Source organism: Billgrantia bachuensis, assembly GCF_011742165.1.
GTDB classification, from domain to species: Bacteria; Pseudomonadota; Gammaproteobacteria; order Pseudomonadales; family Halomonadaceae; genus Halomonas; species Halomonas bachuensis.
In genome coordinates this window covers 38,859-54,759 of the sequence record NZ_JAAQTO010000004.1, presented here as the reverse complement: position 1 = coordinate 54,759, position 15,901 = coordinate 38,859, and the positions used below count along the sequence as shown (strand labels likewise).

Sequence of the window (15,901 nt, the reverse complement as noted above, 5' to 3'; positions counted from 1 at the left end):
CGATCTACTACAAGAATGGTAGCGCTAACATGTTAGCGCTACCAGTTAACTTTCATTCGTGGCGATCGATGCCATCTACCGTAGGAGCGCCAGGTGAGCCATCCAACCAATAGCCCGGATAGCCCGCGTATCGGAGTCATCGGCCTGGGTGCCATGGGCCGGGGCACCGCGCTGGCCCTGCATGAGCGCGGATTGGACATCCTGGGCTGCGATATCGCCGGCCAGGCCCGGCAGGCGTTCGAGGCCGAGGGCGGGCGCAGCGTCGCCACGCCGTCTGAATTGGCGGCGTGCGAGATCGTGGTGGTGCTGGTGGTCAATGCCGAGCAGGTCGAGGCGGTGCTGTTCGGCGAGCAGGGCGTGGCAGCCCGGATGGCGCCGGGGAGCCTGGTCATCCAGTGTGCCACCGTGGCGCCGGCCTTCGCCCGCGACCTCGGTGCCCGCCTGGAGGCCATGGGGCTCGCCATGCTCGATGCACCGGTGAGCGGCGGGGCCGCCAAGGCGCGCAGCGGCGAGTTGTCGGTGATGGCATCCGGCGCACCGACGGCCTTCGACCGGGCCGCGCCGGTGCTGGATGCCATGGCGGCTACCGTTTATCGGCTGGGCGATACCGCCGGCGTCGGCTCCAGCATGAAGCTGGTCAATCAACTGCTGGCCGGGGTGCACATCGCCACCGCCGCCGAGGCTATGGCGCTGGGCATACGCCTGGGACTCAACCCGCAGACCGTCTATGAGGTGATCACCCACTCGGCGGGCAACTCGTGGATGTTCGAGAACCGCGTGCCACACATCCTCGCGGGCGACTATACGCCGCTCTCGGCGGTGGACATCTTCGTCAAGGACCTGAACCTGGTGCACGAGACCGGCCGCGAGCTGGCCATGCCCACCCCGGTGGCAGCCTCTGCCCTGCAGCAGTTCATCGCCGCCAGGGGCGCCGGGTTCGGCCGCGAGGACGATGCCGCGGTGATCAAGGTCTACCAGCGGTTGTCGGGCATCGAGCTTCACGAAGCCGCCAACGATGCCGGGGGCGAGTGAAATGTCTCTCGTGCTGGGCGCCATCGCCGACGATTTCACCGGTGCCACGGATCTGGCCAACAACCTGGTACGCGCCGGCATGCGTTGCGTGCAGACCATCGGCGTGCCGCAAGCCGGGGTCGACCTCGGCGACGTCGATGCCGTGGTGGTGGCATTGAAGTCGCGCTCCACGCCTGCCGAGCAGGCGGTGGCGGATTCGCTGGCAGCGCTCGATTGGCTGCAGTCCCAGGGGGCCAGGCAGGTTTTCTTCAAGTACTGCTCCACCTTCGACTCGACCGACGCCGGCAATATCGGGCCGGTGGCCGATAGCTTGATGCAGCGGCTCGATGCCCGTCAGACGGTGATGGTGCCGGCCTTTCCCGCCAATGGTCGCACGGTCTACCAGGGCCACCTCTTCGTCGGCGACCGCCTGCTCAACGAGTGCGGCATGCAGCATCATCCGCTCAACCCCATGACCGATGCCGACCTGGTGCGGGTGCTGGGCCGACAGACGCCGCATGCGGTAGGCCTGCTGGCGCGGCCGGTACTGGCCAGCGGTATCGAGGCCACCCGGGCGCATCTGGCGGCGCTGGCCGCCGAGCGGGTGCGCCACGTGATCTGCGATGCCCTGGACGAGAACGACCTGGCGTTGCTGGCCGAAGCGGTCGTCGACTACCCCCTGGTAACCGGCGGCTCGGGACTGGGCCAGGCGCTGCCCGAACAGTATCGCCGCCGCGGCTGGCTGGCCGAAGTCAGCGAACCGGGCCGCCTGGCACCGGCCACGGGTAGCGCCCTGGTGCTTTCGGGCAGCTGTTCAAGGGCCACACTGGGCCAAGTGGCCCGCTTTCTCGAAGGTCAGCCGGGTTTCGCCCTGGACCCGCTCGCGCTTGCCGAAGGGGACGCCCACCTGGAGGCGGCGCTGGTCTTCGCCCGCGAGGCGCTCGCCAAGGGTGGCCCTGCGCTGGTCTACGCCTCCGCCGACCCTGAGCGGGTCCAGGCCGCTCAGGCTGCGCTTGGCGTCGAACGTGCCGGTGAGCTGGTCGAACAGGCACTGGGGCGGCTGGCTAGAATCCTGGTCGATGAGGGCGCGGGGCGCCTGGTGGTGGCCGGCGGCGAGACCTCCGGCGCGGTGGTCTCGGCGTTGGGGATTCGCCAGCTGCGGATCGGTGGCCAGATCGACCCCGGCGTGCCCTGGACCCAGGCGCCGCTCGACGGCCGTGAGGCACCGCTGTCGCTGGCGCTGAAGTCGGGCAACTTCGGCGCCGAGGATTTCTTCTCGCACGCCTTCACGGTGCTGGAAGAAATGACGGGGGAGGACAAGGCATGAGCATCCATGACGAGACCCGCCTGCGCGAGCAGATCGCCACGCTGGGTCAGTCGCTGTTCGAGCGCGGCCTGACCATGGGTTCCAGCGGCAACATCAGCGTGCGCACGGATGACGGCGGCTGGTTGATGACGCCCACCAACGCCTGCCTGGGGCGGCTGGATCCGGCGCGCATCTCGCGGCTCGACCGGCAGGGCGCCTGGCAGGACGGCGACAAGCCCACCAAGGAACACTTCCTGCACATGGCGATGTACGCCGAGCGCCCCCAGGCTCAGGCCATCGTGCATCTGCATTCCACCCATTCGGTGGCCGTCTCCTGCCTGCCCGACATCGACCCGTGCGACTGCATCCCACCGCTTACCGCCTATTACGTGATGCGCGTGGGCCGGCTGCCGCTGGTGCCTTATCACATTCCCGGTGACCCGGCCCTGGGCGATGCGGTGCGCGGCCTGGCGGGAGCGCACAGTGCCGTGCTGCTGGCCAACCACGGCCCAGTGGTGGCCGGCAAGAGCCTGGAGGCGGCGGTCTACGCCACCGAGGAGCTGGAGGAGACCGCCAAGCTGTACTTGCTGCTGCACGGCAGGAACCCGCGAGCCCTGACCCCCGAGCAGGTAGCGGAGCTAGAGGCGCGTTTTCCTCGCGACTAGGCTCATGCCCGAAAACTGACTGCGCTCGCCCTCACCGTAGGAGCCGATGATGATACGACTGGCCGCCAACCTCAGCATGCTGTTCACCGAGCATGATTTCCTCGACCGCTTCGCGGCGGCGGCCGAGGCAGGCTTCCGCGGCGTCGAGTATCTTTTTCCCTACGCCTGTACTCCCGAGGCGCTGCGCGCGGCGCTGGCCGAGAGCGGCCTGGAGCAGGTGCTGTTCAACCTGCCCCCCGGCGACTGGGAAGGCGGTGAGCGTGGCCTGGCCAGCCTGCCGGGACGCGAGGCGGAATTCCGCGATTCGGTGGTGGAGGCGCTGCGCTACGCCGAGGCGCTGGGCTGCCCCCGGGTGCATGCCATGGCGGGGCTGCTGCCGGCGGATGCCGATGGCCGCGCTCGAGAAGAAGCGAGGGCCGCGCATCACGCCAGCTATGTGGCGAACCTGCGCTACGCCGCCCGCGAGGCAGCGAAGCTTGATCGCGAGGTGCTGATCGAGCCAATCAATACCCGCGACATGCCCGGCTTCTTCCTCTCGCGCCAGGCCCAGGCCATGGCGGTGCTGGAGGAGGTGAGCGAACCCAACCTGCGCCTGCAGTTCGACCTTTACCACTGCCAGATCATGGAGGGCGATCTGACCCGCCATCTGGAGCGGCAGTTCGCGCGGATCGGTCACGTGCAGATCGCCGGTGTGCCGCAGCGCCACGAGCCGGACGTCGGCGAGGTGCATTACCCGGCGCTGTTCACACGGCTGGAAGCGCTGGGCTACGACGGCTGGGTCGGCTGCGAGTATCGCCCCGCGGCAGGTACCCGCGCCGGGCTCGGCTGGGGGCGGGACTACGGTCTGCGGCCCTGAACCAACCACAAGCACAACCACGGGAAGCACGACACCATGCATATCGCCATCACTGGTGCGGCCGGTTTTCTGGGGCATCGCCTGATCCAGCGACTCCTCGAGCGCGGCGAGCTCCGCGGTGAGCCGATCCGCCGGCTGACCCTGATCGACCAGCTCGAGGCCGGCGCCCCCGAAGCGGCCGGCGTAGAGATCGTTTCCCAGGCGCGCGACATCACCGCTCCCGGGGCCTTTGATGCCATGCTCGACGGCCGGCCCGACGTCATCTATCACTTGGCGGCGGTGGTGAGTTCCGCCGCGGAAGCCGATCTCGAGCTGGGCCTGGCGGTGAACTTCGACGCTACCCGGGCTCTGCTCGAGGGCTGCCGTAGCCGTGGTCTCTCGGCTACTCGCCTGGTCATGGCCAGCTCGGTGGCGGCCTACGGCGGCGAGCTGCCCGAGACCCTCGACGACATGACCGCCCTGCAGCCGCAGAACTCCTACGGCACCCAGAAGGCGATGTGCGAGCTGTTGATCAACGATTACAGCCGTCGCGGCCTGGTGGATGGCCTGGTGCTGCGCTTGCCGACCATCGTGATCCGACCGGGGCGGCCCAATGCCGCGGCCTCGAGCTTCGCTTCGAGCATCCTGCGTGAGCCACTGAACGGCGAGGAGGCGATCTGTCCCGTGCCGACTGACCTCGACCTTTTCGTGATGTCGCCGCGCAAAGTGGTCGAGGCACTGGTGCATGGGGCCGAGGTGCCTGGCGAAGTGCTGGGAAGCTTCAGGGCCTTCATGCTGCCGGGCATCACCGTTAGCGTTGCCGAGATGCTGGAGACGTTGCGTGAGCTGGCGGGGCAGGCGGCCGTGAAGCGCATTCGGCACGAGCCGGACGCGCGCATACAAGCCATCGTCGGCAGCTGGCCGACCCGTTTCAATACTCGACGTGCCGACCGGCTTGGCTTCGAAGGTGACAGAGACTTCCAGGAAATTGTCGAGGCTTTCCTCGTCGATTCAGGAAGGTAAGCAAGGGGAGAGCCGCTCCCCGGATGGCTGGCTCACGCAAACTGCGACTATGGTCGCATTTGACAGAGACAGGTGATTATCATGTCATTATACCAGTTGCGTACTGGCGACCGAGGGTCGTCGATTTCCACCAAGCCGTAACACCCAAGGGGATATAACAATGACCAAGCGCTTTGCTCGCAACGCCCTGCATGCCGCCGTCGCCGGTGTCTCGACCCTGGCCCTGGCCGCCACCAGCCTGGGCGCGCTGGCCGCCCAGTCCGTCACCGTGGGGCACACCACGTCAGACAGTTCGCACTATTCGGAGGGCATCGATGCCTTCGCCGCCAAGCTCGAGGAGCTCAGCGGAGGCGAGTTCACCGTAGAGGAACATCCCTCCGGCGCCCTGGGTGGGGAACGCGCCATGATCGAGGGGCTGCAGATCGGCACCATCGACATGGTGGTCACCTCGACCGGCCCGCTGGGAAACTTCGTACCGCAGACCTACGTGCTCGACCTGCCGTTCCTGTTCGAGGATTACGACCAGGCACGTTGCGTGCTCGATGGCGAGATTGGACAGGAACTGCTCGACCAGATGGGCGAGCATGAACTGGTGGGCCTGGCCTGGACCGAGAACGGCTTCCGTCACCTGACCAACAGCCAGCGTGACGTTCAGACGCCGGAAGACGCCAAGGGCCTGAAGATCCGCACCATGGAAAACGAGATGCACATGGCGGCTTTCCGCGAGATGGACGTGCATCCCACTCCCATGGCCTTTCCGGAGCTGTTCACCGCCTTGCAGCAGGGCACCGTCGACGGCCAGGAGAACCCCATTTCGGTGATTCTCACCGGCAATCTCTGGGAAGTGCAGGATCGCCTCTCGTTGACCGGCCATGTCTACTCGCCGGCGATCATGCTGGCCTCGCCGATCATGTGGGATGGCCTGAGCGACGAGGAGAAGGGCTGGTTCCGCGAGGCCGCCCGTGCCGGGGCCGAGGCCACTCGCGCCATGGTCTCGCGGCTCGAGACCGAAGGTGTCGAGGAACTGAAGGAGAAGGGCATGACGGTGGTCGAGGACATCGACAAGTCCCAGTTCCAGGAAGCCGTCGAGCCTTCCTACAAGGTCTTCACCGACGAGTACGGCAGCGAGATGCTGGATCGTATCCGTAACAGCAGCTGCTGATCGCGTTCACTGCCGCCCCCGACGTGCCTGCCGGGGGCGGCCCTCGCTAGGTGAATACCATGGTGGAACTGTTCCTGCGCTTCGAACGTGCGACCTCGCGCGTGGCGCTTGCCGCGGCCGTGCTGATGCTGTGCGTGTCGGTGACCACGGGCTTCTATCAGGTACTGACACGCTTCGTCTTCGACGCGCCTTCGACCTGGTCGGAGGTGGTGGCCCGGTCGTCGATGATCTGGTGTGTGTTCCTCGCTGCCGCCGCCTGTTTCCGCGGTGGCTACATGATGTCGGTCGAAGTCATCTACAAGATGATCCCCGCGCGCCGCCTGATCCTGCTCGAGGGAGCTATCGCCCTGGGCTGCCTCGTCGCTCTTGCCGTGCTGGTCTACTTCGGCACCGCTATGACGTTCAGGGTCCGCAATCAGATGCTCTCGGGCCTGGGTATCTCAATTTCCTGGGTCTACGCGGCCATTCCCATCGGCGCCGGCTTCTCCGTGCTGGCGGTGCTGGCGCGGCTGGTGGCGCAGGCCACCGGGCGTGAAGCCGTCGGGCTGGCCGACGTCGAGGCCGAGGCACCCCCCGCGGAGACGCTGCCTCCGGTTACTGCAGACGACACGCCGACGCCATCCGCGATAGTGCCGAACGGCGACGATACCGCTCAACCGACTCGGAGGTCCGGACAGTGAATCTCGCCATCGGTCTATCGCTGATCATCTTCTTCGCCGTCGGCGTACCCATCGCCGTCTCCATCCTGCTGGCGTCTATCATCGGCATCGAGTTCTTCACGCGGTTCCCGTTGCTGATGGTGCCCCAGCAGATGTTCGTGGGTATCGACAACTTCCCGCTCATGGCGATCCCGTTCTTCATCCTCGCCGGCAACCTGATGGCCGCCGGCGGCATCTCCCAGCGCCTGGTGGACCTGGCCAAGTCGATGGTGGGCGGCTTGCAGGGCGGCCTGGCCATGACCTGCGTGCTCACCTGTATGCTGTTCGCCGCGGTGTCGGGCTCCAGTGTGGCAACGACGTTTGCCATCGGCTCGATTTTGATCCCCGCCATGGTCAAGCATGACTACCCGCGCCCCCTGGCGGCTTCCATCCAGGCCTCGTCATCCGAGCTCGGCGTGCTGATTCCGCCCTCGATCCCGCTGATCCTCTACGGGGTCAGCACCGATACCTCCATCGGCCGCCTGTTCATTGCCGGAATCGGCCCGGGGCTGCTGATCGGCGGGGCCTTGCTGGTTTTCCTCTACTTCTTCTGCAAGGTGCGCGGCTACGGTCTGCGTGACCGCGACGACCGGGTTCCCTTCCTCGCCGCTTTCCGGCGTTCCTGGGCGGCGATGCTGATGCCGGTGGTGGTCATCGGCGGTATCTACGGTGGCGTCTTCACGCCTACCGAAGCCTCGGCGGTGGCGGTGGTCTATGCGCTGGTCGTCGGAGGACTGGTCTATCGCGAGCTGAGCCTCGGAGACCTGTGGCCGATCCTGCGCCAGAGCGTCATGGCGACCGCCACGGTAATGCTGATCATCTCCGCGGCGGCGCTGTTCAGCTTCCTGATCAGTCGCTCGGGGCTGCCGTCCCAGGTGGCCGACTGGGTCAGCCTGGTGTTCGAGAGCCCGTTCACCTTCCTGCTGGCGGTCAACGTCATGCTGCTGATCGTCGGCATGTTCGTCGAGACCTCGGCGGCCATCCTGGTGCTGGCGCCGATCTTTACCCCGATCGCCGTGCAGTACGGTATCGACCCGGTGCATTTCGGCCTGATCGTCGTCGTCAACCTGGCCCTCGGCATGTTCACGCCACCGCTCGGCGTCAATCTGTTTGCCGCCTGTGCGGTGGCCAAGCTCTCCATCGACCAGTTGATTCCCTGGCTGCTGCGCTTCGTGCTGGTGGTGCTCGCCTGTCTCATGGCGATCACCTACATGCCGTGGATCTCGCTGGGGCTGGTCGATCTGCTGTATTGATTCAAGACGCAGGACTGACGCAAGACACAGGAGTTCCTTGATTGGGAGAACGATCAATGTCAGAACAAAATGACATGCCCCGCAGCCAGGCCTTGATCGGCGGCGAGTGGGTGACGACCCAGGCCACGATCGAGGTCGAGGCGCCGGCACGCGGCGAGGCGATCGCCCGAATTGCCCGTTGCCAGGCGGAGGAGGTCGATGCGGCCGTCCAAGCCGCCGGGCAAGCCTTCTCCGGCCAGTTGGGGAGCTGGGCCAGTTGGAACGCCCGTCGGCGCAGTGAATGGCTGCTGGCGTTTGCGGCGGCCATTGAGGCCGACCATGAACGGCTTTCCGCCCTGGAGTGCGCCGATACCGGCAAGCCGATGACCCAGGCGCGTGGCGACATCACCGCCTGCGCGCGTTACTTCCGCTTCTATGGCGGGGCAGCCGACAAGCTGCACGGCGAGACGATTCCCTTCGAGAACGATTTTGCGGTGATGACCCTGCGCGAGCCTTATGGGATCTGCGCCCAGATCATTCCCTGGAACTATCCCGCCCAGATCTTCGGGCGCTGCGTGGCGGCGGCGCTGGCGGCCGGCAACACCATCGTGCTCAAGCCCGCTGAGGATGCCTGCCTGAGCGTGTTGCGTCTGGCCGAGCTGGCCTTGGAGCAGGGGCTGCCGCCCGGTGTTCTCAACGTGGTGCCGGGGCTGGGCCGCGAGGCCGGAGCCGCGCTGGCGGCGCACCCCGGTATCGATCACCTCTCGTTCACCGGCTCGCCGGAAACCGGCACCCTGGTGACCCAGGCCGCAGCGATGCATCACGTGCCCGTGACCATGGAACTGGGCGGCAAGTCGCCGCAGATCCTGTTCGGCGATGCGGACCTGGGCGCGGCGTTGCCTTTCGTGGTGCGCGGCATCATCCAGAATGCCGGCCAGACCTGCTCCGCGGGGAGCCGCCTGCTGGTGCAGCGCGACATCGCCAAGGAGGTGCTGGAGCGCCTTGCCGAACGCTTCGAGACCCTGCTCTGCGACGCCGGCGAGGCGGATGCCGACTGCGGCCCGCTGATCAATGCCCGGCAGAAGGCCAAGCTGGAGAGCCGCCTGGAGGCGGCCCGCGCCGATGGCATTCGCACCCTGGCTCGCGGCCGGCTGGCGGAGGGGGCGCCGTCAGGAGGGCACTTCGTGGTGCCGCAGGTCCTGAACGACATTCCCGAAGGGCACGAGGTATTACGCGAGGAGCTGTTCGGGCCCGTGCTGGCCGTGCAGCTGTTCGATGACGAGGCCGAGGCCCTGGCGCTGGCCAATGGCACCGACTTCGGCCTCTGCGCGGGTATCTGGACCCGCGACGGCGGCCGCCAGTTGCGTATGGCCAAGGGCGTGCGCAGCGGCCAGGTATTCGTCAACAACTACGGCGCCGCGGGCGGCATCGAATTGCCGTTCGGTGGTGTCGGCCGCTCCGGCTACGGCCGCGAGAAGGGCTTCGAGGGCCTCAAGAGCTACACGCGGATCAAGACGGTGGCGATCCGCCACGGCTGATCCACCCCAACCGAGAGACTGAGCCAACCGGGAGACAGAGATGACCCACAAGATCGCGGTACTGGCGGGGGATGGTATCGGCCTGGAGGTCGTGCCCCAAGGTTTGCGTGTGCTGGAGGTGGCGGCGCGGCGCTTCGATTTGCCGCTGGAGTTCGAGCACTTCGACTTCGCCAGCTGCGCCTACTATAGGGAACACGGCGACATGTTGCCGGACGACTGGTACGAGACCCTTACCCGGTTCGACGCCATCTTCTTCGGTGCCGTGGGCTGGCCCGACACGGTGCCCGATCACGTCTCGGCCTGGGGTTCGCTGCTCAAGTTCCGGCGCGCCTTCGATCAGTACGTCAACCTGCGACCGTGCCGGCTGATGCCGGGCATCGAGAGCCCGCTCAAGGGGCGCGAGCCCGGCGACATCGACTTCCTGGTAGTACGCGAGAACACCGAGGGCGAGTACTCGCGGCTCGGTGGGCGAGCCTTCGAAGGCACCGACCGCGAGGTGGTGCTGCAGGAGACGCTGATGACCCGCACCGGGGTCGACCGGGTACTGGCGTACGCCTTCGAGCTGGCCCGTTCGCGGCCGCGGAAGAAGCTCACCTCCGCCACCAAATCCAACGGCCTGTCGATCTCGATGCCGTACTGGGACGAGCGAGTAGCGGCGATGAAGGCGAACTACCCCGACGTCGAGGTCGACCAGTATCACATCGACATTCTCACCGCTCACTTCGTGCTGCATCCCGACTGGTTCGACGTGGTGGTGGCCAGCAACCTGTTCGGCGACATCCTCTCCGACCTGGGGCCGGCCTGTACCGGCACCATCGGCATCGCCCCCTCGGGCAACATCAACCCGACGCGCGAGTATCCGAGCCTGTTCGAGCCGGTTCACGGCAGCGCCCCGGATATCGCCGGGAAAGGCATCGCCAACCCCATCGGCCAGATCTGGTGCGGCGCCATGATGCTCGAACACCTGGGTGAGACCGAGGCCGGCACGGCGATCGTCGGCGCCATCGAGACGGTGCTGGGGCAGGGCGACCCGGCGGTGCTGACTCCTGACCTAAAGGGCAGCGGTACCACCGAGACCTTGGGGCGTGCCATCGCCGAGGCGCTGGACGAAGCCTGAGCGAGGGTGGGGGCTGGGTGTTTCAAAGGAACGCTTACCTACTGGGAGAAGAGACGAGATGAGCAAGACCTATCAGGTCGGCATGGTCGGCGTAGGGCTGATGGGCCACGGCATCGCCGCGAGCCTGCTGCGCGCCGGTCACCGGCTGAGTTTTCTCGATCATCCCGGCAACCAGCCGGTCGACGACCTGCTGGCGGCCGGTGCGGTGAGCCGGTCGAGTGCCCGGGAAGTCGCCGCCGATGCCGAGGTGGTGATTCTCTGCGTCACCGGCACGCCCCAGGTGGAGAGCGTGCTGTTCGATGCCGGCGGCGTGCTCGAAGGGCTGCGGGCCGGTGCGGTGGTCGTCGACTGCTCGACGGCCATTCCGCGCTCAACCGAGACGATCGCCGGGCGCCTTGCCGAGGCCGGCGGACGCTTCATGGACGCTGCAATGACGCGTACCCCCAAGGAGGCCGCCGAAGGGCGCCTCAACCTGATCGTCGGCGCTTCCGACGAGCTGTTCCGCGAGCTGCGGCCGCTACTCGAAAGCTTCTCCGAGCACATTACCCACGGTGGGCCGGTGGGCGCCGGGCACAAGCTCAAGCTGCTGCACAACTTCGTGTCGCTGGGCTTCACCGCGGTGCTCGCCGAGGCCGCCGCGGCCTCGCGGCGTGCCGGCATCGACGATGCCGTGTTCCTCGAGGTACTCGGCAACGGCGGCGGCGGCGGGGTGGTGCTGGAGCGCCTGCGCCCCTTCATCGTCTCCGGGGATCCCTCGGGCTTTCGCTTCAGCCTGGCCAACTCGCTCAAGGACGTCGGTTACTACCACGCCATGGCCGAGGACCTGGGTGCGGCCCGTGGCGTTGCCGAGGCCATCGACGCCCTGTATCGCGACATCAACGCACGCGGTCACGGCGACCGCTTGACGCCCGAGCTGGTGTCCCTGCTGGGCGAGTCTTGAGCGACGGGGGCTTCAATTTCTAGTTTATTATCCTTTAAAGCGGATAGCATGCTATTATCCTCTTGTGCGGATAAAGAATGAAATATCCGCTATGGAGGATGCACATGAAGATCACCTCGCCCGAGATGCTGGCACAGTCGATGAAGAATGCACGGCGCCACCACCAGCTGACGCAGCAAGGCGCCGCGGATCTGATAGGTATCAAGCAGGCGACGGTGTCAGCGTTCGAGAACCATCCGGAGAGGAGCCGCATCGAAACTCTTTTCAAGTTACTCTCAGCCCTGGAGCTCGAGCTGCACGTCACCGAACGCAACCGGCCGGAAGCGAAGGCGGCTGACGAGCGGGGCTGGGATCAGGAGTGGTAAGGCCATGGCGAGCCTCACCGTTGCAATGAATGGCATTGAGGTTGGCGTACTGTCGATGGCACGAACCGGTGCCATGGCGTTCCACTATCTCGAAGAGTGGGTCAACCGGCCAGGTGCGCGCGCCATCTCGTTGTCGTTACCGCTCTCGATGGCGCCTTACCGGGGGCCCGTCGTTTACAACTTCTTCGACAACCTTCTTCCGGACGCGGAATCGATTCGCGCTCGGATGCAGGCTCGATTTCGGATTCCGACCCGACATCCATTTGACTTCTTGGCCAGCATCGGCCGCGACTGCATCGGTGCCATACAGCTCTATCCGGATCAGATGCCGGTGCCGGACGTCAGGCACATGACTGGCGACCCGCTGGATGAACAGTCGATCGAGAGCTTGCTGGCAGGCTATCAGGAGACGCCGCTGGGGATGAGCCGGAACGATGATTTCCGCATCTCGCTGGCGGGTGCGCAGGAGAAGACGGCCCTGCTTTGGTATCGGGATCAGTGGCACCGCCCCTCCGGTAGTACACCGACAAGCCATATACTCAAGTTGCCGATCGGCTTCCTGGAACACAGCAATATCGACTTGCGACAAAGTGGTGAGAACGAGTGGCTCTGCCTACGGCTCCTTAAAGCCTTCGGACTCCCTGTCGCACATGCCGAGTTGGCGAGATTCGGCGGGCAGGATGCGCTCGTGGTCGAGCGGTTCGATCGGCGTTGGTCGAGAGACGGCGCTTGGCTCATGCGTCTTCCCCAAGAGGATTTCTGCCAGGCGTTGGGTGTATCACCGGCATTGAAGTACGAGAGTGATGGAGGACCGGGCATACAGGCCGCCATGCAGTTGCTGCTGGGCTCTCAGCAGGCCAGGCAGGATAGGGCACAGTTCTTCAAGGCCCAGGTGCTGTTCTGGCTGATGGCGGCTATCGACGGTCATGCCAAGAACTTCAGTCTCTACATCGAGCCGGGCAGCGCTTATCGCATGACCCCGCTGTATGATGTGATATCCGCTTATCCCCTCATGAACCAAGGCAGCCTGGCCCCCGAAAAGGCCAGAATGGCGATGGCATTGAAAGGCAAGAATCGCCATTACCGCTGGTCAAGGATGGAGCCCAGGCACTTCATCACCACGGCAGGCCAGGCGGGCTTCTCTGCTGACCAGGTAAACCGCATCATTCAAGAAATCGCCGAGCGCGCCGCCCCTGTCGTTTCGGATGTCGCTGGTCGAATTCCTCGGGACTTTCCCGCTGCGATCAGCGATCCCATTTTCGACGGCATACTCCGGCAGGCAGCCAAACTGGAAACCTTTCTTTCCCAGTAGCCTTTCTTCCTTATTAATAATGGTCAGTAGTGGTGGACCGATGCCATCACGATGGCGGCGCCATGCGCTGTTTTCGTCAGTCGAGGTCGGCGTTGCGGATCCTTCCAAAGTAGGCATCGTCGCCGACCTGACCGCCCTTGAAGGCGATCTGCAAGCCGTCGAGGGCGGGGTCGTTGCTGTGCGCGGTGCACAGCGGCGAGCCTGGTGTCTGCGGCAGCGGCAGGCAGGTGGTCAGCGCCTGGATGCCGAGTTCCTGGATGGCGTGGCTCGAGGTATCGCCCCCGGCGACCACTACGCGAGTCAGCCGCTGGCTGTATACCAGGTCGCGCAACAGCCTACCCAATCTCCGTCCGATGGCATGCGCACCATCTTCTCCGGAAAGCTTCGCCAGGCCGCCGTCCGGGCCCAGTGCGGTGTAGACGATTACGCTGCGCCCCGCTGCGAGCGCCGTCAGGGCCCGGTTGCCAGCCGTTGCCAGCTCGGCCTCGGCCTGACGATCGTCGGCCAGGCGCGCCGCATCCAGCTGGATGCCATCGAAGCCGTGAGCCTCGGCCCAGCGAATCTGCCGGGCAGTGGTCTCGGAGCAGCTTCCCGAGACCACCGCGATGCGCTCCACCGGGCCAGGGTTGGAGAAAGTGTCGGCGAACGCGGCGCCGGGGGAGGCCTCGACCAGTCCCAGGCGGCGCCATTCGGCGAGCAGGGCATACTCGACGCCCGAGGAACCGACGACGAAGCTTCCCCCCGGCGCACGTGTGCGCCATAGCTGGCGCCCGACCGCCGCCTGGCTGGCGGGATCCATCACGTCGTAGAGCAGTGCGGCATGCCGGGCGCGGGCAGCCTCGACCTGTGCATCGAGCTCGTCGCTGGCCAGCATCACCAGGTCGATCAAGCCGATGTCGAGCTCGGTCTGCTCACCCAGGTGGCGCCGCAGGTCGGCCTCGTGCATCGGCGTCACCGGGTGCCGCGACATGATCGGATGCCGGTCGATTCGGTACACCTCGCCCCGGACGGCGGCGAACAGCTGGCCGAAGGCAGTGTAGCGGCGCAGCTGCGGCGCGCCGACCACAATAGGCACGCAGCCCTGATCATGCAGACGGCGGCCGATCTCCATTGCGCGACCGATGCTGCCGACCTGGGGGGCGCTGTCGAAGGTCGAGCAGGTCTTGTAATGACACAGCGCCGCGCCGCGCTCGCGCAGCCAGGCCAGTGCCGGGGTCAGGTGACGCTCCATCCAGTCCGGCGTTTCGCTGCGGCTGGTGCCGGCCAGGCCGATGGCCCGGCAGTGACGGAAGCGCGCCAACTGGAAGGCATCGGGCAGGGCGGTGAACAGCACGGTGTCGACGCCTTGACCGCTCAGGGCTTCCATGACATCGGTGGAGCCGGTCAGGTCGTCGCCGTAGTAGGCGATCAGTGGTGCGCTGTCGGTCGGTGTCATCGGCGGAAGGTCTCCAGGGCACGGGCCAACTCGCGGTGATCGCGGGCGTAGGCGTCGACGTCGATGCCCGCCACGGCGGCATCCCAGGCCTGGCGCAGGCTGTGTACCCCGGCGCCGATGCCGTCGGGGTGGGCCATGATGCCGCCGCCGGCACAGAAGATCAGGTCGGTGCTGGCGATGGCGGCGTAGGTGTCGGCGGCCTGGTCGGCGGTCTGGCCGGAGGAGAACACCGGCATCACCTCGCAGCCCGGCGCGGGTGGGTCGAACATCGGCGTCAGGCAGGTGCGGGCGCTGGCGATCACGCTGGCGTCCTCCTCGCTGAACTTGTTGTGCAGGCCGTTGACGTGGATATGGTCGACGCCGGCCAGGCGCCACAGCTTCTGGTAGGCCACGAAGCTCATGCCCAGGTGCGGCGAGCGGCTGAACATCCCCCAGCCGGCGCGATGGCCATGCAGGGCCACCTGGCAGTGGCGGCGCAGTTGGGTCACGCCGGCAAGGCCAACGGCATTCAGGGCGACCATCACGCAGCTGCCGCCGGCAGCCACCACGTAGTCATGGTGCCTGCGCATCTCATCGGCTTCACCGGTGATGTTGAAGGCGTACATCACCTTGTGCCCGGTGCGTTCGGCATGCTCGCGAATCACCGGCATCACGGCGTCGACCCGCGCCTCGAGCGGGTTGTGCGGGCCGTTGGCCTGCAGCTCGTCGTCCTTGATGAAATCGATGCCGCCCGCCACCAGCTCGCGCACTACCTCTGCGGTGGCCGCCGGCGACAGCCCCACGCTGGGCTTGATGATGGTGCCGATCAGCGGCCGCTCGGGAATGCCGGTCAGCTCGCGGGTGCCGGCGATGCCGAACTGCGGGCCCGGGTAAGCCTCGGCAAAGGGTGTCGGCAGCGTCAGGTCGAGCAGCTTCAGCGCCGAGAACTCCTTGAGCTCGAAGAGGTTACCGGCCACCGTGGCGACCAGGGTGGGCAGCGAAGGGCCGAGGTTGGCGAGCGGCCAGGAGAGGGTGATCCGGGCCCGGCGGTAGACCGGCCTGCCGTTGCCGGGGGGCGGCGGCAGGGGCAGTGAGGGCGAGTCGAGGCTCTCCAGCGGCTCGATGCGCTCGACCCGCGCGCCGTGCGCCTCGCGCAGCGCATCGGTCTCGCTGGCCAGGCGGGTGAAGGTGCCGCAGGACTGTTCTCCCGCCATCACCTCGGCGGCGCGCTCCAGCGGGTAGGGGGTCTCGATCAGGTAGCTGGCCTGGATGCGATCACTCAT

The 15,901-nt window shown here is 66.4% G+C and carries 15 protein-coding genes; 13 read left to right on the top strand and 2 right to left on the bottom strand.

Annotated elements, in window-relative coordinates; all coding sequences use genetic code 11:
* Positions 1–93: 93 nt before the first annotated feature.
* The 13 genes from ltnD (at position 94) to HBJ55_RS01585 (ending at position 13,204) form a co-directional block, all read left to right on the top strand.
* Positions 94–1,032: an L-threonate dehydrogenase gene (gene ltnD, locus HBJ55_RS01645; protein WP_338071949.1), complete on the top strand. Its 939-nt coding sequence runs from the start codon at positions 94–96 to the stop codon at positions 1,030–1,032.
* A gap of 1 nt (position 1,033) precedes the next feature.
* Complete coding sequence (gene otnK, locus HBJ55_RS01640; RefSeq protein ID WP_167110392.1) at positions 1,034–2,338, top strand: 3-oxo-tetronate kinase; 1,305 nt, start codon at positions 1,034–1,036, stop codon at positions 2,336–2,338.
* Entirely contained in the window at positions 2,335–2,982 is a 648-nt protein-coding gene (gene otnC / locus HBJ55_RS01635; RefSeq protein ID WP_167110390.1) for a 3-oxo-tetronate 4-phosphate decarboxylase, read from the top strand. Before otnK ends, otnC begins: the two co-directional genes overlap by 4 nt.
* Positions 2,983–3,031: 49 nt before the next feature.
* Positions 3,032–3,838 carry a 2-oxo-tetronate isomerase gene (otnI, locus tag HBJ55_RS01630; RefSeq protein ID WP_167110388.1) on the top strand — a complete coding sequence of 269 codons (807 nt, stop codon included), beginning with the start codon at positions 3,032–3,034 and terminating at the stop codon, positions 3,836–3,838.
* Positions 3,839–3,874: 36 nt separating this feature from the next.
* Positions 3,875–4,840 (top strand): D-erythronate dehydrogenase, encoded by a 966-nt coding sequence (gene denD / locus HBJ55_RS01625; RefSeq protein WP_167110386.1) that lies wholly within the window; start codon positions 3,875–3,877, stop codon positions 4,838–4,840.
* A gap of 160 nt (positions 4,841–5,000) precedes the next feature.
* Complete coding sequence (locus tag HBJ55_RS01620) at positions 5,001–6,002, top strand: TRAP transporter substrate-binding protein (protein ID WP_167110384.1); 1,002 nt, start codon at positions 5,001–5,003, stop codon at positions 6,000–6,002.
* A gap of 59 nt (positions 6,003–6,061) precedes the next feature.
* Positions 6,062–6,682, top strand: coding sequence for a TRAP transporter small permease (locus HBJ55_RS01615; RefSeq protein WP_167110382.1), 621 nt, complete (start codon positions 6,062–6,064; stop codon positions 6,680–6,682).
* Positions 6,679–7,953 (top strand): TRAP transporter large permease subunit, encoded by a 1,275-nt coding sequence (locus tag HBJ55_RS01610; protein ID WP_167110381.1) that lies wholly within the window; start codon positions 6,679–6,681, stop codon positions 7,951–7,953. Before HBJ55_RS01615 ends, HBJ55_RS01610 begins: the two co-directional genes overlap by 4 nt.
* Before the next feature lie 56 nt (positions 7,954–8,009).
* Positions 8,010–9,470, top strand: coding sequence for an aldehyde dehydrogenase family protein (locus tag HBJ55_RS01605; RefSeq protein ID WP_206022135.1), 1,461 nt, complete (start codon positions 8,010–8,012; stop codon positions 9,468–9,470).
* Positions 9,471–9,510: 40 nt separating this feature from the next.
* On the top strand, positions 9,511–10,587 hold the full coding sequence (locus tag HBJ55_RS01600; protein ID WP_167110379.1) for a tartrate dehydrogenase: 1,077 nt from the start codon (positions 9,511–9,513) through the stop codon (positions 10,585–10,587).
* Between the two features lie 58 nt (positions 10,588–10,645).
* Positions 10,646–11,527, top strand: coding sequence for an NAD(P)-dependent oxidoreductase (locus tag HBJ55_RS01595; RefSeq protein WP_167110377.1), 882 nt, complete (start codon positions 10,646–10,648; stop codon positions 11,525–11,527).
* A gap of 104 nt (positions 11,528–11,631) precedes the next feature.
* Entirely contained in the window at positions 11,632–11,892 is a 261-nt protein-coding gene (locus HBJ55_RS01590) for a helix-turn-helix domain-containing protein (RefSeq protein WP_167110375.1), read from the top strand.
* Between the two features lie 4 nt (positions 11,893–11,896).
* A complete protein-coding gene (locus HBJ55_RS01585; RefSeq protein WP_167110373.1) occupies positions 11,897–13,204 on the top strand; it encodes a type II toxin-antitoxin system HipA family toxin in 1,308 nt (435 codons plus the stop codon).
* A gap of 76 nt (positions 13,205–13,280) precedes the next feature.
* Here the strand turns inward: HBJ55_RS01585 and HBJ55_RS01580 are convergent, their stop codons facing one another.
* Together HBJ55_RS01580 and HBJ55_RS01575 are read right to left on the bottom strand one after the other, a co-directional pair.
* The gene (locus tag HBJ55_RS01580; protein WP_167110371.1) at positions 13,281–14,639 is read right to left on the bottom strand and encodes a four-carbon acid sugar kinase family protein; all 1,359 of its coding nucleotides are present in this window, start codon (positions 14,637–14,639) and stop codon (positions 13,281–13,283) included.
* Entirely contained in the window at positions 14,636–15,901 is a 1,266-nt protein-coding gene (locus tag HBJ55_RS01575; RefSeq protein WP_167110369.1) for a ribulose-bisphosphate carboxylase large subunit family protein, read from the bottom strand. Before HBJ55_RS01575 ends, HBJ55_RS01580 begins: the two co-directional genes overlap by 4 nt.